This window comes from Cyclobacterium sediminis, assembly GCF_054781075.1.
This window is the reverse complement of sequence record NZ_BAAGVC010000018.1, coordinates 183,329-208,157: the sequence shown is the minus strand read 5'-3', so window position 1 is coordinate 208,157 and position 24,829 is coordinate 183,329. Positions and strand designations below refer to the sequence as shown.

22 protein-coding genes are annotated in these 24,829 nt (G+C 39.7%); 4 read left to right on the top strand and 18 right to left on the bottom strand.

The features are described 5' to 3' along the window. Window positions 1-94: 94 nt before the first annotated feature. The 5 genes from ACYVHJ_RS16355 to ACYVHJ_RS16335 all read right to left on the bottom strand — a co-directional run bounded on the left by ACYVHJ_RS16355 (window position 95) and on the right by ACYVHJ_RS16335 (window position 5,752). Window positions 95-1,159 carry a DUF3810 domain-containing protein gene (locus tag ACYVHJ_RS16355; protein WP_460516734.1) on the bottom strand — a complete coding sequence of 355 codons (1,065 nt, stop codon included), beginning with the start codon at window positions 1,157-1,159 and terminating at the stop codon, window positions 95-97. Window positions 1,160-1,200: 41 nt separating this feature from the next. Next, a complete protein-coding gene (locus ACYVHJ_RS16350; RefSeq protein ID WP_339903515.1) occupies window positions 1,201-1,782 on the bottom strand; it encodes a NifU family protein in 582 nt (193 codons plus the stop codon). Between the two features lie 99 nt (window positions 1,783-1,881). Next, complete coding sequence (locus ACYVHJ_RS16345) at window positions 1,882-3,207, bottom strand: dicarboxylate/amino acid:cation symporter (protein WP_460516731.1); 1,326 nt, start codon at window positions 3,205-3,207, stop codon at window positions 1,882-1,884. A 19-nt stretch (window positions 3,208-3,226) separates the two neighbouring features. Further along, window positions 3,227-4,303 (bottom strand): chorismate synthase, encoded by a 1,077-nt coding sequence (aroC, locus tag ACYVHJ_RS16340; RefSeq protein ID WP_460516728.1) that lies wholly within the window; start codon window positions 4,301-4,303, stop codon window positions 3,227-3,229. A 3-nt stretch (window positions 4,304-4,306) separates the two neighbouring features. Next, on the bottom strand, window positions 4,307-5,752 hold the full coding sequence (locus ACYVHJ_RS16335) for a BatD family protein (protein WP_460516725.1): 1,446 nt from the start codon (window positions 5,750-5,752) through the stop codon (window positions 4,307-4,309). A gap of 137 nt (window positions 5,753-5,889) precedes the next feature. Between ACYVHJ_RS16335 and ACYVHJ_RS16330 the strand changes: the two genes are divergently transcribed. Further along, window positions 5,890-6,081 (top strand): hypothetical protein, encoded by a 192-nt coding sequence (locus ACYVHJ_RS16330; RefSeq protein ID WP_303613984.1) that lies wholly within the window; start codon window positions 5,890-5,892, stop codon window positions 6,079-6,081. 135 nt (window positions 6,082-6,216) lie between these two features. After that, on the top strand, window positions 6,217-6,528 hold the full coding sequence (locus tag ACYVHJ_RS16325; RefSeq protein WP_339903512.1) for a hypothetical protein: 312 nt from the start codon (window positions 6,217-6,219) through the stop codon (window positions 6,526-6,528). A 224-nt stretch (window positions 6,529-6,752) separates the two neighbouring features. Here the strand turns inward: ACYVHJ_RS16325 and ACYVHJ_RS16320 are convergent, their stop codons facing one another. Continuing rightward, the gene (locus ACYVHJ_RS16320; protein WP_460516720.1) at window positions 6,753-7,757 is read right to left on the bottom strand and encodes a 6-bladed beta-propeller; all 1,005 of its coding nucleotides are present in this window, start codon (window positions 7,755-7,757) and stop codon (window positions 6,753-6,755) included. Beyond that, a complete protein-coding gene (locus ACYVHJ_RS16315; protein ID WP_460516717.1) occupies window positions 7,748-7,930 on the bottom strand; it encodes a hypothetical protein in 183 nt (60 codons plus the stop codon). Before ACYVHJ_RS16315 ends, ACYVHJ_RS16320 begins: the two co-directional genes overlap by 10 nt. Window positions 7,931-8,447: 517 nt before the next feature. Between ACYVHJ_RS16315 and ACYVHJ_RS16310 the strand changes: the two genes are divergently transcribed. Further along, window positions 8,448-10,334 (top strand): ABC-F family ATP-binding cassette domain-containing protein, encoded by a 1,887-nt coding sequence (locus tag ACYVHJ_RS16310; RefSeq protein ID WP_460516714.1) that lies wholly within the window; start codon window positions 8,448-8,450, stop codon window positions 10,332-10,334. Between the two features lie 41 nt (window positions 10,335-10,375). Here the strand turns inward: ACYVHJ_RS16310 and ACYVHJ_RS16305 are convergent, their stop codons facing one another. The 11 genes from ACYVHJ_RS16305 to creD all read right to left on the bottom strand — a co-directional run bounded on the left by ACYVHJ_RS16305 (window position 10,376) and on the right by creD (window position 22,621). Further along, on the bottom strand, window positions 10,376-11,236 hold the full coding sequence (locus ACYVHJ_RS16305) for a nucleoside phosphorylase (protein ID WP_460516711.1): 861 nt from the start codon (window positions 11,234-11,236) through the stop codon (window positions 10,376-10,378). Then, the gene (gene trhO, locus ACYVHJ_RS16300) at window positions 11,217-12,203 is read right to left on the bottom strand and encodes a rhodanese-related sulfurtransferase (protein ID WP_460516708.1); all 987 of its coding nucleotides are present in this window, start codon (window positions 12,201-12,203) and stop codon (window positions 11,217-11,219) included. The genes ACYVHJ_RS16305 and trhO overlap by 20 nt, the downstream gene beginning before the upstream one ends. Before the next feature lie 53 nt (window positions 12,204-12,256). Next, window positions 12,257-12,895 (bottom strand): acetyltransferase, encoded by a 639-nt coding sequence (locus ACYVHJ_RS16295; RefSeq protein ID WP_339904461.1) that lies wholly within the window; start codon window positions 12,893-12,895, stop codon window positions 12,257-12,259. 53 nt (window positions 12,896-12,948) lie between these two features. Beyond that, on the bottom strand, window positions 12,949-14,253 hold the full coding sequence (locus ACYVHJ_RS16290; protein ID WP_460516705.1) for a DUF2851 family protein: 1,305 nt from the start codon (window positions 14,251-14,253) through the stop codon (window positions 12,949-12,951). 72 nt (window positions 14,254-14,325) lie between these two features. Then, a complete protein-coding gene (gene pyrF / locus ACYVHJ_RS16285; RefSeq protein ID WP_460516702.1) occupies window positions 14,326-15,144 on the bottom strand; it encodes a beta/alpha barrel domain-containing protein in 819 nt (272 codons plus the stop codon). 46 nt (window positions 15,145-15,190) lie between these two features. Then, on the bottom strand, window positions 15,191-15,847 hold the full coding sequence (locus ACYVHJ_RS16280) for a LolA family protein (RefSeq protein WP_339906118.1): 657 nt from the start codon (window positions 15,845-15,847) through the stop codon (window positions 15,191-15,193). Window positions 15,848-15,865: 18 nt separating this feature from the next. Next, on the bottom strand, window positions 15,866-18,370 hold the full coding sequence (locus tag ACYVHJ_RS16275; protein WP_460516698.1) for an FtsK/SpoIIIE family DNA translocase: 2,505 nt from the start codon (window positions 18,368-18,370) through the stop codon (window positions 15,866-15,868). 64 nt (window positions 18,371-18,434) lie between these two features. Continuing rightward, window positions 18,435-19,475: a quinone-dependent dihydroorotate dehydrogenase gene (locus ACYVHJ_RS16270; protein WP_460516695.1), complete on the bottom strand. Its 1,041-nt coding sequence runs from the start codon at window positions 19,473-19,475 to the stop codon at window positions 18,435-18,437. 449 nt (window positions 19,476-19,924) lie between these two features. Further along, entirely contained in the window at window positions 19,925-20,557 is a 633-nt protein-coding gene (locus tag ACYVHJ_RS16265) for a low molecular weight phosphatase family protein (RefSeq protein WP_339904181.1), read from the bottom strand. A gap of 151 nt (window positions 20,558-20,708) precedes the next feature. Then, the gene (locus ACYVHJ_RS16260) at window positions 20,709-21,041 is read right to left on the bottom strand and encodes an ArsR/SmtB family transcription factor (protein WP_460516692.1); all 333 of its coding nucleotides are present in this window, start codon (window positions 21,039-21,041) and stop codon (window positions 20,709-20,711) included. A gap of 257 nt (window positions 21,042-21,298) precedes the next feature. Continuing rightward, window positions 21,299-22,621 (bottom strand): cell envelope integrity protein CreD, encoded by a 1,323-nt coding sequence (gene creD, locus ACYVHJ_RS16255; RefSeq protein WP_460516689.1) that lies wholly within the window; start codon window positions 22,619-22,621, stop codon window positions 21,299-21,301. Window positions 22,622-23,057: 436 nt separating this feature from the next. Between creD and ACYVHJ_RS16250 the strand changes: the two genes are divergently transcribed. Further along, on the top strand, window positions 23,058-24,611 hold the full coding sequence (locus ACYVHJ_RS16250; protein WP_460516686.1) for a M20/M25/M40 family metallo-hydrolase: 1,554 nt from the start codon (window positions 23,058-23,060) through the stop codon (window positions 24,609-24,611). Window positions 24,612-24,829 lie beyond the last annotated feature (218 nt).

Genomic DNA, 24,829 nt, shown 5'->3' with positions numbered 1-24,829 from the left:
CGCATAAAAACTAAATATTTGTATACTTTCAATCACCTGCTTATCATGCATTTCCTGCAACTTTAAGCTTTGCCTATAATATATAAATGAGGTTTTATTTCGTGAGATTCCATGAATAGACGAGCATGGGAAGTTGTGCATAACTTTTTACTCCTGCCTTTACTCCCTGAGATTTTAAATACAAATCGTTGGATCTTCTACTAAAATCCGAAGAAAAGGGAACTATTTTCCGGTTGCTTGCTTGAATTCCTCTTATATCTTTTTTAATAGACTCAGGTATTTGGGCCAAAAATTCCTTATAACGCTCCTTATCCATTCTGTATAGATCGTTGAGCTGATACCTAAATAGCTTCATGGCTGCAGCATATTGAAAAAAGGGCAGGGAGCTATTTGAGCAAACCAACCAAGCCATAAAATTAGCCTCTCCTTCATCTGTTATTCCAAATCCGTGGGCCAATTCATGTGCCATGGTAAAACTTTTTTCTAATGGGTGAAGACTAGGGTCCAAGTAAGCCTCTCCTGTGAAAGGGAAATAAATACCGAAAATCCCAAGCCTTCTCAAGGTGCCCTCGGGGTAAAACTGTTTGACTACCGGAGAACCTTTCCCCCCATGCTCCCATTCTCTAAGCATGGACTTCATTTCATCTCTGATCAAAGCACTTTGGATAGTAAAATCAGGAATATCAGCCCATTTTTTCGAATTGGGTTGCACCTTGTCTCTTAAACTTTGGAGAGACTGTTGCGTGGTCTCCATTTCTTCAATTAATAAGCCGATAGATAAAGGACTTGGACTTAACTTAAGTTTTTGGTAAAGCGGTACGCGGTAGTAATTGTAGGCCCAAAGGGTCAGAAAGGAAAAAATTAAGAGGCCCAAGAAATTTAAAATAACCCTGGGAAGCAAGAAAAGGCCTTGCTTTCGGCTTTCCCTCTTGAAAAGCTTCCGAACAAAGCGATATCCTAAATAGATAAGGAGAATAAACAAAAGGTAAAGCGCAGGAAAAGGTAAAAGTAGAAGGGTGTGATCAAGCAGAGCCCTTACCAAAGGGTAAAGGCCGGTTGTATACCATTTTTCTGTAAGAAAGGGGGATGATGCCGCCAAGTACCTAAACAAAAGCGCAATTATCCCTAGGTATACACCTGTCCATTTGCCAATCTTCATCCTCCTAATTAAGGGTATAAATAGCAGCGATGTACCTAAGATTAAACGCCCTCAGCTTCCACACTTTTTACCTCAGGTAACATTCTTGTCAAAAGGTTTTCAATACCTGCTTTTAAGGTAACGGTACTCGAAGGACAACCTGAGCAGGCACCCTGCAATAGCACTTTGACAACTCCGTCTTGAAAACTATGGAAGACAATTGCTCCTCCATCTTGTTCTACAGCCGGACGAATGTATTCATCAAGTATGCCTTTAATTTTTTTAACAACCTCACTGTCATTCTCGTCGAAAAGAGGGTCAGCATCGAATTGGGTGGAGATGGGTTGTTTGCCACTTTCAAGAAAATTTTTGATTTGATCTCGAATATGTTGCTGAATGTCTTCCCAAGGAATGTCACCCTTCTTGGTAACAGTTACAAAGTTGGAGGCAATGAATACCCTTTCAATGGCAGCAAAATTAAACAATTCCAAAGCTAGGGGAGAATTTGACGCACTTTCCTCATCTGGAAAATCAAAACTTACCCCATCATCTGTCAACATAAAATTGGCGACAAATTTTAATGAATTTGGATTTGGGTTTGCCTCCATGTACAGGTGTACAGGTCTTTTTTGTGCTTCTAACATTATATCCTTTTTATTATTTCCTAATTTTTTCCTTTGTAGTCTTAGAACGAAAGTGGGCACATCTTGGTTCGGATGCTACACAATTCCCCAAATTTTGCTTTAAGAATTGGTAAGTGGATTGGATTTTCTTATCAACCCATCAGGCAACTCACCCTCTGTGGATGCCACCACTGTGCAGACCATGGCATCCCCTGTCACATTTACAATGGTCCTAAACATATCCAAAATTCTGTCCGGTGCGAGAATCAATGCAATTCCTGCCGAAGGTACGCCAATAGACTCCAGAACAATGATTAGCATAATGATACCGGCCCCGGGAACGCCGGCTGTACCTATGGAGGCCAATGTAGCTGTCATCACAATCATCAATTGTTGGCTAAGACTAAGGTCAAAACCCATGGCTTGCGCGATAAATACCGCAGCTACGCCTTGATATAAGCTGGTGCCATCCATATTGATGGTGGCCCCAAGGGGCAAGACAAAGCTACTTATTTCTTCGGATACACCGATTTCCTCTTCCACTTGCTTCATGGTCACCGGTAAAGTCGCAGAACTGGAGCTGGTAGAAAATGCCAGTAATTGGGCCGGTTGCAGCGCCTTAAAGAAATCCAGGTATTTTACCTTGGTGAAGATTTTGAGAATCATGGGGTAAAAGAAAACAACCATCAATAGTAAGCCACCGATCACCACTACACTGTATTTCAATAAGGATAAGAGTAATTCTACCGCGGAATCGGGGTTGTCCCCGGTAATCTCTACTATTAATGAGGCCATCAAAGCAAATACGCCATAGGGCGCTAAAATCATGATAAAGCCTACAATTTCGATAATGACATCATTGATGCCTTCAAAAAAAGCAATTACAGGAGCAGATTTTGCCTTAGGGATTCGAATCAATGCGATCCCCATAATGATTGCAAAGAACACCACCTGCAACATCATCTCATTGGCTGCAGCCGCTTGAAAAACATTTTCAGGTACCATTTCCACCAGTGGTTGTAAAGGGCTTTGTTCTTTGAGCTGCTCAGCTTCCTGGGATTTACTCCCTGCAGTTTCATCATACAGTTCCATTAGCTTCTCTCTGGTTTCTGAGGGAAGACTTTTGCCGGGGTTGAATAGGTTTACCAAAAGCAGACCTACCGACACAGATAAAGCTGTGGTAAATATATAAGTCAGTATGGTTTTGCCTCCAATTCTGCTGAGTTTGGTAATGTCACCAAGATTGGATACCCCCACAATTAAGGAAGCCAGAACCAATGGTACGGCAATCATTTTAAGTGCTGTAATGAAAATGGTACCTATTGGCTTGATATAATCATTAATGAAATCCGGAGAGATTCCAAATTTCACAACACCCAAGCCAACCAACAATCCCAAAATCAGCCCGATAATTATTTTGGTGTGCAGTGGTATTTTTCTTTTCATACCCATTGATTTGTACAAATTAAATTTTGCTTGACCTATTTAATAAAAGGTTGTCCGCCAAAACCAAGGCACACATGGCTTCAACTATAGGTACGGCACGTGGTACCACGCAGGGATCGTGACGCCCTTTGCCTGAAACAGTGGCGGTTTCACCCCGCGCATTGACACTCTCCTGGTCCTGCATGATGGTGGCCACCGGTTTGAAAGCTACTTTAAAATAAATGTCTTCACCATTGGAGATTCCTCCTTGGATGCCTCCTGAGTGGTTGGTCCTTGTTCTTACCTTATCTCCTTCAGTATAAAAGGCATCATTGTGTTGGGAGCCTTTCATGGTAACACCTTCGAAACCACTTCCAAACTCAAAACCTTTCACTGCATTGATACTTAGCATGGCATGGCCCAAAACGGCATGTAACCTATCAAACACAGGTTCTCCCAAGCCCACAGGGACGCCTTTTGCCACACAGCTTACAACTCCTCCTATGGTGTCTCTTTCTTTTCTGACCTGATCGATCAGTTCAATCATTTGATCAGCTGTGTCTGTATCAGGACACCTTACTATATTTGACTCGGTTTGACTAAAATCTAATTCTTGGTAGGGTTTTTCTAATTTAACTGCCCCGGCCTGGCTTACATAAGCATTGATTGATACACCGTAGCTAGCCAGCAAAAGTTTGGCCACAGCTCCTGCAGCCACCCTGGCAGCAGTTTCTCTGGCGCTACTTCTTCCTCCTCCTCGGTAATCTCTTACTCCGAATTTCTCGTGGTAAGTATAATCTGCATGGGAAGGCCTGAATTTATCTGCAATATGCGAATAGTCTTTACTTTTCTGGTCGGTATTGTAGATGACCATGGCAATGGGTGTGCCTGTACTCTGTCCCTCAAATACTCCGGAAAGGATCTCAAAATTGTCCTCTTCTTTTCTTTGGGTCGTTATTTTAGATTGACCTGGTTTCCTTCGCTGCAATTCCGTCCTGATAAAATCCTCATCTATCTTAACGCCTGCCGGACAGCCATCTATAATCACTCCGAGTCCTCTACCATGTGATTCTCCGAAGGTGGTAATTGTGAATATATTTCCAAATGTATTACGCATGAATTACTTTTTCTTTACAATCAAATAGGCCAATAATCCCAGGGCCAGCAATAGCAAAATATTAATTAGGCTGGAAAAATAAGACTTATATCCTTGGTTTAAAAGCTTATTGTCTTCTACTTCTATTAGGTCATATAATCCTCCCAGCCTGGAAGAAGAAATGGCCTGGTTGATTCGGCTCTCTCCGGTCACCTGTACCACAGCTTGAGGAACAAGGGTATCGTATTTGGCCAATTCCGGATTAAAATAAATCCATTCAAAATGATCTTTCAAAGGTACTACCTCTGCTTCATTTAATGTCATGAAATAGCTAAATTCCTTCATTCCGGTCACTTTTCCTCGACCTCTGTTGATTTGCACCTGCTCATTGGGATCAAAAGTATTTAGCTTTTGGCCCTTTTTGATTTTGGGAGGGCGAATGGAGCTTATATTGCCTTCGCCTGTGATAATAAAATCGTAGGTAAAACCTTCTCCGGTTTTTACCTCCAAATCGCTGATGTTTTCCCTTAGTCTGTAATTCCCTACACTGACTTCATTTTTGAGGGGGTGTGGAGGAAGTTCTTTTACCTGTATGGACTTGGGCTGGGAATAGAATGTTTTAAAATCTTGCAACCTATTGCTACCAAAAAAACTAGGGTTTTTTGCAACCTTGTATTTTATCATTTCCCATCCTACAGAGGGAAAATCCACAGTGCCGGCATTGAAAGGGTAAAAGTTGGCTTCATATACCTTGTATTTGGTCCACTTCTTGCCGCCAAATTCCACACGTTCAGGCTGGATGCTGCTAATGTTAAAGTTTTCTTCCCATGCATTTCCAGGTTTAATTTCATTGATGATTCGTTCAAGTTGCTTGCCGGGTTCATGAAAGTTAAAAGGGGCCTGATTGCTCTCAGACATATAAAATGCGAAGCTGACACTGAATCCTTCCCCTACATACACCTCGTCCTTACTGACAGAAAGTGAGAAAAAAGCATCGTCCTCTACTTCCACATATTCTGGTTGTTCTGTGTTGTTTCTCCCAAAAAGATCATCAAAAGGATCCAATGCACGATTACTTTGGGCATTGGAGCGGGCATCTACTACCGTGATGGTGGTGCCTGAGGAAGAAGCCGAGATCCCATTCACATCTATATCAAAGGCAGGTACGGTAAACTGCCCTTTTCTTAATGGTTTGTAATATTGAATAACACTGTTGGTACTACTCATTTGTCCATTGACGATATTCATCGATGAGCTTTGGGAAATACCTTGCTTTTGGAAGCCTTGAATGTCAGGTAATTGGTCATAGGATCTTATTTTGTCTCCTGACACAATTACCTTTATTGTAAAAGTTTCGTTGAGAGCAACTTCATTTTGGCCCAATTCGATTTTGACATCCTGCGCATGAGCCGTTAGTGAAAAAAGACCCAGCAGGCATACAAAAAGAAAATGGTTTTTCGTTGAATACATATAATACGATTGTGTTTTCGTAATTTAATAACTGCAAATTAACAAGTATATTTTATACGTAACAAATCTAGACGAAAACCGTTAATAGTATTTAAATCAATCTTTTTAATTAAACCTAAATTAAAATATCGTGAACCATGATGGAATATGTTAAGACTATTTTATTAAAAGTAAGTTTTGACGGCAAGCTCTTCGAGAAAGAGTTGAGAAAGGGTCTGAATATGCTGGTTCCTGGAGAACTGGAAGAATTCAGAAAGTGGTGTTACGGCACTTTTTCAAAAGCATACGAGCCAATATTGAATAAATATTTTATCTTATTGGCAGGTTAAACCAACAGTATATTAGCCCCAAAATTATGGGGCTTTTTTTATGGGTTAATCGGTAAACATAAAATGGGGAGCGTTTTTTTGGGTGTTTTATACATTTTTTTACTTACTTTTAAAAAAGTTAAACTTTGTTAAGCAATGGAAAAAAAGAACACCGGATTTGATGATATTGAAAAAATGCTTCAGGAAGTTGGAAGCAAAATTGAGACCTTGATCGAAAAAGGAACCAAGGTTACAGGAGAGGCTAGTGAGGAAATTGAGAAAAAAATCAAAGACCTACACAAAAACAAAGAAAAGCTAGAAAAGGAATTTCAAGAAAAGAAGGCCAAGTTTGAGGAAAAGTACCAAAGCAATTCAAGTACAGCCAAACCATTTTTGGAAGATTCTATGACTCACTTTAAGCAAGGGGTTAAGTCATTGGTACATGCTATCAATGAAATGCTGAAATAAAACCAAATTTCACATCGTAATCCGTACAACCTTTTGTTTGACCATCCCTGAGAATTTGTCTCATCATTTGGTAATTTTGGTCTGTTCTTACTTTAGGAGTTTCCTAGTAAATAATTATTCCCAATTTGGTTGAAGGGAAATTTATAAAATGGCCTAAAAATAGTCGGATGTTAAAATCAAATAATAATCGGTGGCTGACCTATTTGCTTTCGCCTAATTTTATCTCATTTTAGCTGATAAAAAGTCAAGATAATGGAGTTATCATAGTTCATTTTTTCCAATGCACTGTATAAGTCCAGATTAAATTTTTTTAAACCCTTCATAAACTCGGAAGAATCATTCCTCTTAAAAGATAAAAACGTTTCAAACTCGATGGAATTTATGAATCTATTATTGCTATCCACACCGATGGGAACGGGTAGTAAAAAACGAATTAAACGTTGAGATTTTTTGATGGTATTTGAAGTATAAACCTGTTGGTTATTTATGTTATAGTAACCGTATAAAATCCTGTTTTTATCTGTATAACTAAATATAAACCAGTCTGATGTAATCTTATAACTATGATTTAGATAGGATACATTGAGACCCATTATTTCTTTATCAAACTCCTGGTGATTATATTTTTTATTCTCAGGCCAAGTATTTGCTCCAAAATTTAATTGGTAAAGTGGTGAAAGATCTGCAGGGGGAATTATTTTATAAACTAAAGACGAGGTAGGCGCATTATAATAGGTGTCTAATCCGTCTCCATTCATCCCCCCAGTGAATGCGAAATTTAAATATTTTCCTGACTCAGGAAATTTTGCTTCTCTTCCTTTGATATTCCCGTGTATGTCAGTTATCAATATCTTATAATTTTCATTACCATTTACGCTTACATTAAATGCGATATGATTATCGTCTAAAATTGAAAATGAGTTAGGGTATAGGTTACTCCCTAAATAAACTTTCTTTTTGAAATTTCCATTTAAATCATAGAAAAGCATGCTTTCATAGTCGAGGATAATGATTTCATTTCTATTTTTATGTACAGAAAAATCATTAATTGACTTATATTCTTCTGGTCCATCTCCTTTTACACCAATTATTTTTATAAAATCACCATTTAAGGTAAATACAAGCAAATTTGAGCTCTTTTTATCAAGCAGTAGGAGCTTTTCATCGTATTCTATAATCTTATTTACTTTAAGAATTGATTTATCTGAAGGGATGCCTTTTAAAGGCAAAAATTCAAAGCCCTTACTTGATCAAGAATATTTCTTTTAATGGTATTTTGATTAATGACTTTAACATCAATAGGGGCTTTTATGGTTTTTTCCAGTTTATTTAGAGATTCGTTTTTCTCCTTACAGGAAAAAGTGAGCAAACTAAGTAATAAAAATACATGGATGATTTTCATGAATAGGCTCATTTAATAGCTGTTCTAGGTTTATTTGATATAGTAATTTTAATTGTTGCACCAAACCTGTACCGAGCTTTACAGTAAAATTGGTTATGTATCCGACTATGTAACAAGATTTATCAGAATAAAAACCTTCGGAAATATACTGACAATCAGTTAATATCACTATTAATATTTACCTTTTAGTTGATTCTAAGATTTGGGAATTAGCTTATAAATTCAGCTTTAAATCTTTTTGGTAGAGATAATATTGACCTTTGCAAAGATCTAGTTATTGTTCACAACTGCTGTACAAGATTTTTTAGCGTATTTGTTTTTTAAGTGTAAGCTTTAATTAGCAACCCTTTTTTCCGGATGTCTGATGTCAATTTTGGTCATCAGAATAATTTCTATGTTATCTCCATTAAAAAAATTATAAGTTAGGGAGGAGCTATTTATTTTTAAAATTCAAAATGAATTACGAAACCCAGCCCATAATTCGGGAATATCCGAAATACCGTTGTAATTTTGTGGCATGAATTACCTTTCAGTTGATACACTTAGCAAGTCCTTTGGAGAAAGAGTCTTGTTCTCAGAAATTTCCTTCGGAATAGCCCAAGGACAAAAAACCGCTCTTGTTGGAATAAATGGAGCAGGCAAGTCCACCTTAATGAAAATCATAATGGGGGAGGAAATTGCTGATGCAGGGCAAGTGGTCATCAACCAGGAAATCAAAATGGCCTATGTGCATCAAAACCCGGTTTTTGCCGGAGAGAAGAGCATCTACCAAACCATATTTGATGATCCCGACAATGAGATCATTCAAGTAATTCATGAGTACCAGGCCCTGATGCTTAAAGCAGAAGGAGGAGAAGACAATAGTGAAGCGTTACAACCTGTTTTTGAAAAAATGGATCGGCTGCAAGCCTGGGATTTTGAATACCAGATCAATGAAGTCTTGGGAAAACTTGGACTCCATGATACCGGGCTTCAAGTGTCTGCACTCAGTGGAGGGCAGCGAAAAAGAGTAGCCATAGCCAGAGCTATTCTTCACTTCCCGGACCTATTGATACTCGATGAACCAACCAACCACCTGGATCTGGAAACCATCGAATGGCTGGAAGAATACCTTTCGAAGTCCAATCTCTCACTTTTAATGGTGACACACGATAGGTATTTTTTGGATAAGGTGACCAACAATATCCTAGAACTTGAAAATGGTGAATTGTATCGGTATGCAGGCAATTACAGTTATTTTCTAGAAAAGAAGGCAGAAAGAAAAGCCAATCAGGCCACAGAACAGGAAAAAGCCAAAAGCCTTTATAAAAAGGAACTGGATTGGATAAGAAGGCAACCGAAAGCAAGAGGAACCAAAGCCAAATACAGGGTGGAGGCCTTCAATGATACCAAGGAGAAAGCCTTCAAAAAACAAGAGGAAAGAGACATTAGCCTAGAGGTGACTGCTCAAAGACTTGGGAAGAAAATTGTGGAGATAGAGAAAATCCATAAATCCTATGGAGACCTTAAACTGATTGAGGATTTTAGTTATACTTTCAAAAAAGGAGACAAGGTAGGCATAGTAGGACCAAATGGAGCTGGAAAAACCACCTTTTTGAATATGCTTATTGGGAAAAATGATCCGGACAAGGGCTCCGTCACCATAGGGCAAACCACTGCTTTTGGTTATTATAAACAAGAGGAGGATAGCTTTGATGAAACCTTGAGATTGATTGATATTGTTAAGGAAGTAGCCGAGGTGGTTACTGTGGCCGGAGGAGCTACCATCACAGTCAGCCAATTTCTGACACAATTTGGTTTTCCACCCAAGCAGCAACATACACATATTGCCAAGCTGAGCGGAGGAGAGAGAAGAAGGCTTCAATTGCTACTAATTCTAGTAAAGAGCCCCAACTTCCTCATTCTGGATGAACCCACCAATGATTTGGATATCGTAACCCTCAATACGCTTGAGGAATTTTTGGATGTATTTCCGGGATGTTTGGTGATTGTTTCACACGATAGGTATTTTATGGATAGGCTGGTAGACCACCTGTTTGTCTTTGAAGGAGATGGGCAGATCAGCGATTTTCCAGGGAATTACACAGACCTAAGAGAAAAACAAAAAACGGCTAAAACTGAGGCGCCCAAGCAGGTGGCAGAAAAGAAGCCTGTGGCATCAAAAACCACAGAAAAGGAAAGTACCAAGGCTACCTTTAAGGACAAGAAAGAGTTTGAAGAGATTTCAGCATCGCTTGAGAAATTGACGGCAAAAAAGGACACCTATATTCAAAAGATCAATCAAGGGACTGAGAATCACGAGGAACTGATGGAATGGTCACTTGAAATAGAAAGTTTGGACGAAAAGATAGAAGCCTTGGAAATGAGGTGGTTGGAATTAAGCGAACTTGATGGGATTTCCTGATTTATAGGCTAAGATTAAGCGGACTTGGTCAGTGGCGAATTTTAGATTTTTTCCAAAACTGAAGCAATCAACTTGTCAACAACTCCACTCGGATCTGCAGAGAATTTTCCGGAAATGCGATTGGCAACAATGGCATTCATGCTAAGGACCTCGTGCCCTAACATTTTCCCCATGGCATAATAACCTGCAGTTTCCATTTCAAAATTGGTAAAAGATTCATTTTGAAATGGTTGGGCACCTAATAAATCGAAGAGATTAGGGATTAGGGGCTTTAATCTAACTTCTCTGCCTTGTGGACCAAAAAATCCCGGGCAAGTAACAGTGATTCCTGATGGTAGGTCTTTTCCTATCTTCTTTAGAAGCATTTCTGAACCACTTACACAATAAGGCCTAAAGGGTAAGTCTAGGCGAATTTGAACTTGCTCGGCAATTTGTCGCTCCCAATCTGTTTGAGGGATGGAGTAAAAAGCCATCAAGGTATCCAAGCCCACTGCCTTTGAACTGGCTAGAATACTACCTTCAGGTAATGTGCTTTGCATGCTGCCGGAAGTACCAATTCTTACAATATTTAAACTTTTGTGTGTAGGCTTAGGTAGGCGGGAATTAAAATCCACATTAAACAAGGCATCCAGCTCTGTCATAAAGATTTCAACATTATCCGTACCCATTCCGGTGCTGATTACGCTGATTCTTTTGTCTTTGTACCAGCCTGTATGGGTGACAAATTCTCTGTGAGTGACTTGAAGCTCCATGCGGTCAAAGTGGGAGGAAACCTTAGCGACACGGTTTGGGTCTCCTACAGTGATGATGGTATCTGCCACCTGCCTCGGTTTGAGGCGGAGGTGGTAAATACTTCCATCAGGATTGATGATAAGCTCCGACTCAGGTATCGGACTTAGCATGGAGGGTGGTTTTTATATTATTCGCATTTGGCTTTTGGTACAATCCCTTGTATGGATTATAGCCATTGGTGTTTTTCTGGTAATACCCGGTACCATTATAAGGTCTTTTCTGCGGGGCAGTTTTGCAGCTTTCAGAGCAGGCACCTTCCATTTCCCATCCGCAGGACTCACAAATGGGGACATGAACATTGCATTCAGGGTTGGCGCAGTTGACCATCCGGTCAGACAGGGTGCCACAAACAAAACACTTGGAAACTGTTTTAGGGTTTACCTTGTTCACATCCACGGCTAGCCTGTTGTCAAATACATAGCATTTACCTTCGAAGTCTTCTCCGTCGGCTTCCATTCCATATTTGATGATTCCTCCATGGAGCTGGTATACATCTTCAAAACCTTGCTCCAGCAAGAAAGCAGATGCCTTTTCACATTTTATTCCTCCGGTGCAATAGGTAAGTACCTTTTTGTTTTTGAGGTGCTCAAGCTCCTTTACCTTTTCGGGGAAATCCCTAAAATTGTCTATGTCTAGTCGTACAGCATTTTTAAAATGCCCCAACTCATGCTCGTAATTGGAACGAACATCCAAAATCACTACATCCTCTTTGTCTTTTAGTGCCTTAAACTCTTCAGGTTCTAAATGCTTGCCTGTTTTTTCTCTGGGGTTAAGGTGGCGTAAGCCTGAGTGGACAATTTCTTCTTTGGCGCGAACATTGATTTTTGCGAAGGCATGTTCCTTGTGCTCATCAATTTTGAATTCTGTGTCTGCAAATCTACGATCGCCTTTCACATAGGCCATGTACTTTTCACAGTCTTCCTTTAATCCTGAAACCGTTCCGTTCAGACCTTCTGAAGAAATGATAATTCGACCCCTTATATTGTTTTCTACACAAAATAAGTGGTGTTCCTCGCGGTATGCCTCCAAATCCTCGATTTGGGCATAGCAGTAATACAATAAGATGTTATAATCCATAACTTAAGCCCTGTTTCCGACAGGGTGTTACTTGTTTAAAAAAAGAAATAAATTTATTTATCGATCACTTGTGCCGGGTTACCAAATACGGTTTGATTGGCTTCAATATCCGCTATGACTACAGATCCTGCGCCTATCCTGGCATTCTTTCCTATTTTAACACCGGAGACAATGGTGACACCTGAGCCTATAAACACTCCATTTTCGATGGTTACACCTGAGTTGACAACAGCTCCTGCGCCTACTTGTACAAAGTCTCCCAGTTTGGCCTGGTGCTCAATGGTTGCATTGGTATGTAAAATACAGTGGTTCCCAATTTCAGCTCCAGCTCCTATGGTAACTTTGGCATTGATAAAATTCCCATGACCAATGCCGGCATCTGTAGAGATATATGCCAACCTATGCAAAGCATTTACCGGTTGTGTTTTTCTCCTTTCATTCAGTAATTTTACTATGGTCTCTCGGTACTTTGGATCATCTACTGCAACAAACGCTTCACATTTTTTACCGATAAGCTTAAGAAAACCATCGTCTTCCAGCTTCCCCAGTATGGCCACATTGTTAATTTCTTTTTGGTGAAGGCTCGCATCATCATCCAAAAAACCATAGACTACAGCATCATGACTATTGAATATTTCTAATGCAGGATGTGCAATTCCTTTGGCACCGAAGATAATGATTGGTTTTTCCATAATATAGTTTTAGAAGTACAAAATTAATGGAAATTACCAACCTATGCAAAAGATCATTTTAAATTGGGTCTAAGGAGGTTTTGACCGATTTTACAATGCAAACACAGACGTTTGGAACAATACTGATGATAGAGCCCAAGCATTCCTTGGCTGTCGTAAGCATTGAGGGCCGGCCAGTCCACTGCCTGATAAATATCGATTAAGCTGTTCTTTTCAGCCTGAATTTCCTGCAATAGATTGAAGCATTTTTCTTGCCAGACCGAAAGATCTGCAAATCTGCCATAGGCATACCAAAGAGGTACCACATAATTGATTATTAAAAGTCCCAGAATGTTTTGGGTTAATTTTCCCTGGGTAGCATGGGGCTTTGGCTTACCAAAGTGATAATGCTTTTTCCAGTATTCACTCACAGACAAATCAAAGGTTCTTTCAATGGATTGACTGCTATCTAATTCATGAAGTACCAAGTCAAATAGATGGGGGCTTCGGCTGAGTAAGGCTGCAAGCTGTGACAATCTAACAGATGGAAAATTACTTGGCCTCACCTTCATAAATTTCCATTCTGAGGGAAAAAGGTTTCTCTTAAGGGAGTATTTGTTAAGCAAGTAGTCATATTCCGCCTGCAACCCTTTTTCATAGCTTTGGCTTAAATCCAATGAAGGCGTAAACAAACCGGCCTGTCCGAAGATTAGTGCTTCAATTTGCTCGATATTCCCTGCGTTTTTTTTAATTAGCTTATAGGGTAGGCTTTGCGCCAATTTTAACATAGGGATGCTGTTGGTTTTAAAACCAAAAGAAAAAAATAACCATTGGTAAGCCGTTTCTTCCCAATCATTCCCATTCTCTTTTAGTAAGTCCAAAACTTGATCACTTTTATTTTGGAGCCGCTCGACGAGCGCTTTTTCCAACATGGAAAATTTTAAAATTGAAGAGAGCTCAGGGAGGCTGTCCGTGCAAAGAAGCTTTTTAGTAGAACTTTGTAGTCTTTGGTAATTCCGAATTACATCCAACAATACCTTTCCTTCAAGAGCCAAAGTAGGTATCACAGTCCCATCCTTTCTTTTTACCTCTTGATCATGTTGCCAAACCACATGAAGAATGACTGCATTGTATGCACTATCCGAATGGTGATTGTGGTTTTTCCAATCGGAGGTGCGAAGGTGAATTTCTATGTGACCATAATGGCGAATGCCCCCGAGTGAAATTTCTGCTTCTTTAAAATCGGGGCCTTCGTGTTGGTTATGGAAACCTATCTTATGAATGATAATGGGGCTACCTCCTTCGGTTTCCAAGGTATTTTTATCAAAATACTGGTATTTCCAAATCAGCTGAAGAAAATCCTCTTGAAAACGAAACATAGGTTTATTTCATAACTTCTGTATGAAATTACCTAAAAATATAAAGAAAACGAAATAAATGGGTTGAATGTTTTATTTGCAGTAAATATTCAGTTGTTGGGCCATGGACTCCTGAAGAAGGACTGCTTCTTTTTTGGCTGCTGCCCCAAAATCTTCTCCGGAGGAGGCATAAATGATTCCTCTGGATGAATTTACCAAAAGCCCGCATTGACTGTTCATCCCATATTTGGCCACTTCTTCCAAACTACCACCCTGAGCGCCAACGCCGGGAACCAGTAGAAAATGATCGGGAACCAGCTTTCTCACTTCTGCAATAGACTCCCCCCTTGTGGCTCCTACCACATACATCATGTTTCCGGTATTTCCCCAGGCTTTGCTTTTTTCTAATACTGAAGCATAAAGGGGTTGATTGGATTGATTTTCTATGACTTGAAAATCATTACTGCCTTGGTTGGAAGTAAGGGCCAAAAGGATCACCCACTTCCCTTCAAATTCTAAAAATGGTCCCACACTGTCTTCTCCCATATAAGGAGCCACAGTGATGGCATCGAAATTCATCTGCTCAAAAAAAGCCTTGGCATACAGGCGTGAGGTATTGCCTATGTCTCCTCTTTTTGCATCAGCTATGGTAAACACTTCTTTAGGAAGGTATTCCAAGGTTTTGGCCAAGGTCTCCAAACCTGCCGGCCCCATTGCTTCATAGAATGCTAAATTGGGCTTGTAAGCCACTGCCTGATCTATGGTATGGTCAATAATAACTTTATTGAAGGTGAAAACAGGGTCATCTTCTTTTAATAAGTGTTTGGGGATTCGCTGTAGGTCGGGATCCAAGCCGACACATAGAAAGGAGGATTTTTTCTGTATTTGGGCAAAAATTTCTTGAGATGTCATGGGGCAAATTTATAAAAAAGAGATGGGAAATATTAAATTTTTGGGATTACCTCAAATCAATTACCTCTACATCTTGATTTTCACTTACTTTAAACACAAAGTAATCATCCACTATCTTCACATTGGGATTCAACTCTTTAAAAGTATATTTAAATGTTCCCCCAACATCATCTTTTATCTCCCATGCCAATATTTCATTTTTTGCTTTATCAATGTAAAGCTTGATTCTTTTGAACCTGGCATTGGGTTTATCTGAAGTTAGTAAAATTTCATGGGCGGGAACACCATTTATTTCACTGCTGCCAATCAATTGAGAGTTGTATCCTTTTTTATAAATGTTGTAGACATTGGATGGAGTAAGTTCGTCAGCATCATCTTCTACATTGTTTATGGTGACCTCTTTGTATTTGGTGGATTTAATTAGGGTCCAAACCGTTTTTCCATTATTGAATATTTCTTGGTCATCAAGCATCAACCTGTATTTATCGCCTTTTACAGTTACATTCCCGGTATTGGTTTGAATAAGTCCTTCATCTTCTGTGGAATAGCTGTATTCAAAAAGCCCTGTGAAGCCATTGAGGTTTTTATAATTTTCGCTGACCTTAGAAAGTATTTCTATTGCTTTGGCATCGCTTTGCGCAAATAAAGCAGTGGAGAAACAATTAAAAAGGAGCACTATGGTGATTATTTTTTTACTTAACATGTTACAAATCAATATATTTTAAAGGTTATTCAATAACTGTTCCAAAGTATTTTCATCTTGGACCAATACTTCCCTAGCCTTACTTCCTTCAAAAGCGCCAACAATTCCGGCAGCTTCCAATTGATCAATTATTCTTCCCGCACGATTATAACCCAACTTCAGTTTTCTTTGGATCAAGGAGGTACTTCCTTGTTGATGCATCACAATAAGCCTGGCGGCGTCATCAAATAAGGCGTCCCGTTCCGACAAGTCAACTTCTCCAATGCCACTGTCGCCGTCTTCACCAACAAATTCAGGCAAGAGGTAGGCATCGGAGTAACCTCTTTGATCACCTATCCAATCACAAACGGCATCCACTTCCGGGGTGTCAAGGAAGGCACACTGTAAACGAATTACATCAGAACCCATGGAAAGAAGCATGTCGCCCATGCCAATCAATTGTTCTGCCCCTCCGGCATCCAGAATGGTGCGGCTATCAATTTTACTGGTTACCCTGAAGGACAGCCTGGCAGGGAAGTTGGCTTTGATTATACCTGTAATCACATTTACAGATGGTCTTTGGGTGGCAAGCACAAGGTGGATACCAATGGCCCTGGCCAACTGGGCAAGTCTTGCAATGGGACCTTCTATTTCTTTTCCGGCCGTCATCATAAGGTCAGCAAGTTCATCAATTACCAGGACGATATAGGGCATAAACCTGTGTCCTTTGTCCGGATTAAGCTTCCTTGAAACAAACTTGGCATTGTATTCCTTGAGATTTCTACAACCCGCATCTTTCAAAAGATCATACCGGTTGTCCATTTCTATGCAGAGGGAATTCAAGGTATAAATTACCTTCTTGGTATCTGTAATAATGGCCTCTTCTGCGTTGGGAAGCTTGGCAAGAAAGTGCCTTTCAATTTTATTGAAAAGTGTTAGTTCCACTTTCTTAGGGTCTACCAAAATAAGCTTTAGCTGGGAAGGGTGCTTCTTGTATATCAGGGATGCAAGAATCATATTTAAGCCAACAGATTTACCTTGACCCGTAGCTCCGGCCATGAGTAAGTGGGGCATTTTAGCCAAATCAACGACAAATACCTCATTGGAGATGGTTTTACCCAGTGCTACAGGTAGGTCTTTGTCACTTTTCATGAACTTCTCGGTACCCAATACAGAACGCGCTGCCACCAATTCCCTATTTTTGTTTGGCACTTCTATACCTATTGTACCTTTACCGGGGATGGGGGCAATGATTCGAATTCCCAAGGCTGCAAGGCTAAGGGCGATGTCATCTTCCAGGTTTTTAATCTTACTGATTTTTACCCCTGGGTCAGGTATGATCTCATATAAAGTGACCGTTGGGCCAATGGTGGCTTTGATCTCTTGGATGCCTATCTTAAAATTGACCAGGGTTTCAACAATCTTATTTTTGTTTTCCTCGAGTTCTTGCCTGGTAACCGTTACTTTCTGCTGGTCGTATTCATTGAGTAGGGTAAGGGTAGGAAACTGATAGCTGGGCAGGTCGATTGTAGGATCATAAGGATCCATATTTTCAACCATCTCAGCTGTTTTTTCCTCATTTTCTTTATTTTTGACTACGAAGTTATTTCCTGCCAATGGATCTTCGGTTTCTACCGGGCCGTCTTTTGTGGTGTCTTCAACCTTAAAAGCCGGTGCAGCAGTGTCTTTTTTTGCTGATGGAGTAGATTTTTTGCTATTGGACACCTTCCAGCTATTGGTTTCAGCTTTCTCCTCCTCTTCCAAGGGAGCTGGATTTTCTAAGCCCTCTTCCTCCAATGATTCTGGATATTCTGTTTCCTCAATTTCCTCTTCCGGAATATAAGTTTGTTGCTCAAATTCTGCTTGCTCACTTTCCGGTTCATCGTCTATTAGCTCCTCCTGTTCAGCATGATTAAACCAAGTGATTTGGTCGACATTGAAAAATACGATAACAAAAATCAACAAGGACCCAAAAATTAGGATGAATGTGCCCCAGCCAAGAAAGGCATCCGAAAGGATGGCCAATTCATAACCAAAACCCCCACTAAGAAAAGCCAGGTAACTGTAGCCTTCAATTAGGTGGACCAAATAACCCATTAAAAGTCCCAACCATACCAAAAAGAAAAGTGAAAATCCCGCATATCGGGTAAGTGAAACCAAAGCATTTTTAAAAGATAATTTGTATCCCCAAAAGAACAAAAATGGAGGGAAAAATAAAGAAGCGATTCCAAACCAGCGGTAAATCATAAAATAACTCATCACAGCTCCGGTATAGCCCAGCAAGTTTTGGGTTTCACCTGCCTTGGTGCGAACAGGCATTCCAGTGGCATCAACCAAACTTTGATCTGCCTGCCCTACAAATAAATAACTCAAGAAAGCCAAAAACATAAATACCGAAAACATCATAAAGATGATGCCAAAAGATAAACTCCATCGCTTATCACTGAAAAAAGCCCAGTTGAATTTCTTTTTACTTTTAGGGGCTGATTTTCCAGAAGTCTCCTTCTTTTTGAATGTGTTTTTCTTATATGTATTTGCAGCCATGGTCCTTCCTTTCTCCACTGTAGGGATGTAATTTAATGCTTGCTTTGGTAATATAAAAGTTCTGCTACTGTACTGAAATATTTACCAGGCCTTTTTTCAATCGCTTCACTAGGCTGGGCCCCTCATAAATCATACCAGTATAAACCTGTATCAGACTAGCCCCTGCTTCTAATTTTGCCTTGGCGTCTTCCACTGTAAAAATACCCCCGACACCAATTACCGGAAAGGCATTTCCTGAATTTTGGGTCAGGTACCTTATGACCTCTGTGCTTCTATCATTCAATACTTTACCACTTATACCACCGGCTCCAATGGCCTCAACTTCTTTTGCCGGGGTCTTCAATACTTCCCGGTCAATGGTGGTATTGGTAGCAATTACGCCCGCAATCTTGGTTTCTTTTACGATAGATATAATATCGTCCAACTGTCCGTCTGTTAGGTCCGGAGCAATTTTGAGAAGTATAGGCCTTGGCTTGTCATAGGTGTAATTAGCCTCATTTACCACCGCCAGTAGTTTCTTTAAAGGTTCTTTCTCCTGCAGTTCTCTCAAATTTGGGGTATTGGGTGAGCTTACATTCACCACAAAATAATCCACATGGGCATGCAAAGCATGCAAGCAAAAAAGATAATCCAAAATGGCGTCCTTATTTGCAGTAACTTTATTTTTACCGATATTCCCTCCCACCAAAACATCGGAATTTCTGTTCTTAAGTCTTTCTACTGCTTCAGCCACCCCTCCATTATTGAAGCCCATCCTGTTGATCAAAGCTTGGTCTTGTGGCAGGCGAAACATTCGAGGCTTAGGGTTCCCTCCTTGGGGTTTTGGAGTCAAGGTTCCAATTTCAATAAAACCAAACCCCAATAGAGACATTTCATCAATAAGCTTGGCATCTTTGTCAAAACCTGCGGCCAAACCAATGGGGTTTTTAAATTTTAGGCCAAACACTTCTCTCTCCAACGTTTTGTGTTCGAAGGCAAAATTTCCACGAATTGCTTGTTTAAGCAATGGGAAATTGAACAGTGTCTTGATCCAGGAAAATGTAAAATGGTGTGCAGATTCCGGGTTTTTTAGGAAAAGAAGAGGCTTTATGATTTGTTTGTACACGACGTTGAATTTTTCTCAACCACAAAAATAACGCAATTCTTTGACAATCGACGGGAATTGGCCCAGCAATATAGAAGATATTAAATATCAGTATTAGAAATAGAAAAATGAAATTTTAATAGAGGAAAAGGGAAAGCGATTTACCAAAGTTGTTTCCCTAAAAGGTTTAATTTGAATAAGCATTCCAACACTTTTCCCTCTACTCAAGCTTTTGGCTGCCCTAGAATCCTCTAGCCGGTTTCCAGCCCTTTATATTGATGCTGAGGCAGTGGAGCCAAAAACTAATCCAAAGGTTTTTTTGACTTTGCGGAAAAAACTTTGATCAGGATTTTACATAGAGATTAGTAATGCGTGTTGCATGGGCAAGCAGAGAAGTGGTTGAAATCGAGGTGATTTCAACACCTAATTGAAGATTTATTGCATAGTTTGGGTTTAATTTATGTATTAATTTAAAACTTGATTTCAGAAAAAACCAAGTACATCTCTGTAGCTATCTGCAGGCTTCTTTCCATGTATTTTTCATCCTGTTCAGGGCTGTTGTCAAATGCTTTAGGATCCTCAAAGGTGATGGGAATGCGTTTCTCAGCTCCGGGAATAAATGGGCAGCCCGCATCTGCTTGTGAGCAAGTCATGATCGCAGCAAAATGGGATGTGGGATTGAATGCGTCCTCATACTTTTTTGAAAACCCTATGATAGGATGTTGGTTGGCTGCGTATTTTATCCCATACACTGGATTTTCTTGATGGGAAAGGCTTTGAATTAAAAGCCCAGATTTTTGAAGGGTTTCCACCACTTTGGGGAAAAGTGCAGTAGCTTCTGTTCCTCCGGAGTAGCAAAACAAATTATTTATTCCAAAATTAAAAGCCATCACCTGGGCCCAAACTTGAGATAGATGACTTCTCCTAGAATTGTGGGTACAGATAAAATTAAGTCGAATTTCTTGTTGGCTTTCAACTTTGGCCTGAATAAAATCTATGAGTGGCTTCAGAATCAATTTGCGCTCAGTGGTAATATTCTCCGGTTTTAAATTCCGGATGGTGTTAATAATTTCGGGATAAAGTTGTGGTTGGCTGGTTAACATAGTAGCTCAGAGTTAGAAATTTCTTATGATCGGACAATATTATTCGAATGTTATTTTACGCTGATTAGGTTAGCTGTGCCATTCGGCCTATTGAGTAATGGATAGTCTCAAATAGGCATTTATGGCCAACTTGGATCGCATTGTTTTCAGTTTAGCAGCAACTTGGATTGTTGGTTGAGTCTTGGTTTAGAAATTCGGACATGAGTGATTTCATGGCTGCCCATTTCTCTTCGTTAATGCAATAGCAAACGCTAGTTCCTTCCACATTTCCCTTAATCAAACCAAGCTGTTTCAATTCTTTTAAGTGTTGGGATATGGTAGGTTGGGCCAATCCTATTTCATCCACAATATCTCTACAAACGCAGGAGTCTATTTTAAACAAGTATTGTAAAATAGATACCCGTGCGGGATGCCCAAATGCTTTTGCAAACAAAGCAATTTCGTTTTGTTTGTCGGTAAATATCTCTGTTTTTGCTAAGCCCATCTTTGGCTATTGTTTGATTGCAATATTACGATAAATAATTAAATCCTCAAAATAGGATATGGTTCTTTAAAGTGAATGATTCATTAAATTTAAAGAGGTAATATATTTTGCTTGGTAAGGGCTTATGTAATTCCTAATCCATGGACTGATGGGCTCCACCCATCCCATTGAGATATCAGCCTTTCAGGCAAAGGTTTCACATTTTTCGGGAAAGAAAATGCGAAACCTTGGGGCTACCTCTGAATGTGTTAGGATTACTATTTTTCTCCTTCCAAGTTAATATTGTACCAATCAATCTTACGTGAGAAGTACATAATCAGCCCCAGAATAATGAATAAACCGATACTTCCAATAAGGAGCGCATAGTCCTGAAGTTGAATTATTACAAAGATGAAGCTGTAAAGCACCGTTAAAATTCCGGTGATCAGCATGGTTAATTTACCCGATTTTAAGATGGCCCTCACGTATCCTGCGATAAGGGACAAAGTTGCTATAGCGGAAACAATAAAGGCGAGATTAAATTTAAGGTGTTCGGATATGGAAAGTAAAAGCGTATAAAAAACAATCAATGAAACCCCAACCAGGATGTATTGGATTGGGTGAATAAAAATTTTATTTAGTACCTCAATAAAGAAAAATACAAGGAAGGTAAAGCCAATAAATAAGATTGCATATCGGATGGATCTGTAGGTTTTTTGGTAATTGTCGACTGGCAGGAGAAGGTCTATTCCAAAAGAAGAGGGATCAATGGAATGTCGGCTTCCGGCCCATATTTGAGGGTAGTTTCTATTTAAATGCAAGATGTTCCAATTCGCATTGAACCCTTTATCATTTACTTCTCTATGGTCGGGCAGAAATGCCCCATTAAAACTTGGGTTGGGCCATTCTGAAGATAAATCAATATCCGTTATTTTGCCAACTGGGGTAAAATACAGTTTTTGGCTTCCTTTTAAGTCTAGACTCAAATCAAAATCGTAAATTTTATCAACATTTGGGTCGATCGCTAAAGAAGCATTGATGCCACTACCTGCGATATCATTGGTAGGTACACCGGGATTGAAGGAGACCTTTTCCTTATTCCAATTCAAATTCACTTGTTCTTCGATTCCTCTGAGGTCATTTACCCCTATCACAAATTCTGCCTGATCAAATAAAATATCTTTAGTTTGGATATCAAGTGCTTTCAGGTCAAACTGGTTAAATGTTCCAGAAATATCCAGTTTAGAATTGTAAACGATGATTTCGTAGATGCCTCTATGGCGTTTCTCGGGGTTAATATTGCCGGAAATATTAAGCTTTGTTGGTAATATATGGAGATGCTCCTTTATCTGAACTATTTTTTCAATGGAATCTTTGGGTGAAAATTGCTTTACATAGCGATGGTAAGGTATGGAAATAAAAGGGCCGGAAATTGTCTGTTCCTCACCCCATTTGGCACTGACTTCCCTGATTGCTTCATCTTGGGTCCACTCCCTTTCACTAATTAAATTTTCAATCATAAAAGTTGGAATGAGTAATAACAAACCGATGATGGTGATTGTAGTTACTTTAAAGTAAATATTGGTTTTTAAGTTTTTCATGGGAAGGGAGGCTTACAATTGTTTATACGGAAAAGGGGACTGTATTTTTTCAGATTATCAAAGAGTGTGCCTTATTAGGTTAAATTTGGTTAAACCCGGAATCGAGAAATCCAATATTTTGCCTTGGCTTGAGGAATCACTAACCTATGTACTATTGGGCTTCATCGCTATGAGATGCCAGCCTTTCAGGCCTCTACTTTATAAAAATAACTTTATTCTAGCCCTAAAGGGGCGAAATATCATAGGACAGGGTGAAGTCCTGTATTAGAATCTTTTACCTTCTAAAAAAAGCGCACCCAACCTTACAAATCCAATTAATATAACTGGAACTATCTGACTCAGCTATATCTACCATTATAATTATTTGTAGCCTTGTGCTTTCATAATTCTTTCTTAATTTCATTCGATTTTAACCAAGTATACTATCGTTCACCTTATGAAAGCCTTTTCTACTCTTTTTACTGCCCTATTTCTTTTTGTTGGATTCAGCTCCTTTGGGCAGACAAGGTCCCAAGCAATTTCCAAAATCAACACCGAAGGCTTTCAACGATCACAGGTCATGCAGCTTATTGGAGATTTGTCCGATGTTTATGGGCCTAGATTGACCGGTACCGATAAGTACCTTACCGCAGCTCATTGGGCAAAGAAAACCATGGAAGCTTGGGGGTTGGACAAAGTGTATTTCGAAAATTATTGTGACGATTGTATGGGTTGGGAAGTGAAGTCATTTAATGTGGAAATGATTGAACCTGCCTTTATGAAAATACAAGCCTATCCATATGCCTGGACAGAAAGTTCCAAGGGGGGGCAAATAGGAGACATGGTTTGGATAGAAAATTATGGCGCCATAGAAGCCGTGAAAAAACAATGGGCAGGAAAACTGAAAGGGAAGACGGTATTGATAGGCTCGGTTCCCAAGAAAAACATGTTGTTCGATCCACTTTCGGAAAGATTTACCGAAGAGGAAATCGAGGGCGCTAAAAAAGATATACTACCAGCCTCTCCAAGTCCATTGGGCCCAACTTCCGGAAATGTGGACTTGGTGGCCAACAAGGATGTTGTTTTTGAAAAAGGAATGCGGAAGAACGATGCTTTTTATGCCTTTCTGAAAGAAGAAGGGGCATTAAGTATTTTAGGAACTACCCCTTTATTCCCAGGTATTGTTCATCCTAGTGGTACCTACAGTTTTAAAGAAAGTCACATCAAATCAGTGCCCTATTTTGCAATCTCTCCGGAAAGTTTCGGGAAATTAAAACGTCTTGTAGACAGAGAAATCCAGCCAAAAATCAAATTTCATTTGGATTCAGAGCTTTATTTGAAGCCGGAAAACAATGTGAACATCATCGGAGAGATTACAGGTTCAGATCCCGTATTAAAGGATGAGGTGGTGATGATAGGTGCCCATTTTGACACCTGGCATCCGGCTTCCGGAGCCACAGACAATGGAGCAGGCACCGGTGTGATGATGGAAGTGATGCGTATCCTCAAAGCCACAGGGTTGAAACCCAAGCGAACCATAAGAATTGCCCTTTGGGGAGGGGAGGAACAAGGCTTTTTAGGTTCTTTGGCCTATGCTGAGGAGCACTATGGTAAAGTGGGAGAAAGCAGCAGAAAAAAGGAAGTCGAAAAAATTTCCGCTTATTTAAACATGGACAATGGTGGAGGTAAAATGCGAGGCATTTACCTGCAGGGAAATGAAGGCGTACGGCCTGTTTTTGAGGAAATGCTGGCGCCCTACGATCATCTCGATGTGGGTAATCTAAGCATCCAAAACACCAATTACACAGACCACGATGTTTTCGATTATTACAAGATCCCCGGATTCCAGATCATTCAGGACATGCTAAACTATTTCACCGTCACCCACCATACCAATCTGGATGCCTTGGAATACGTGCCCGAACGAGATGTAATGATCAATGCCACTGTAATTGCTGCCCTTGTGTATCAAATTGCAGAGAGAGAGGAAATGATGCCTAGGGAGGAGTAGGGCTAAGAATGAGAGATACATGGATCAATGATTACATGTGAGCCAGTTAATTGATGGGAGTTGTGCATTTTATTTGAATTTGAATTTCCATCAAGTTGCAGTGATACAGACTAGGAAGAGAAGCTAGCTACGTATACTTTATTTAGAGCTTTTTTTGGTAAGAGGAGAAATGAACATGCTGAATTTGTGAACAAATGGAAAGAGAAATATTAATTATT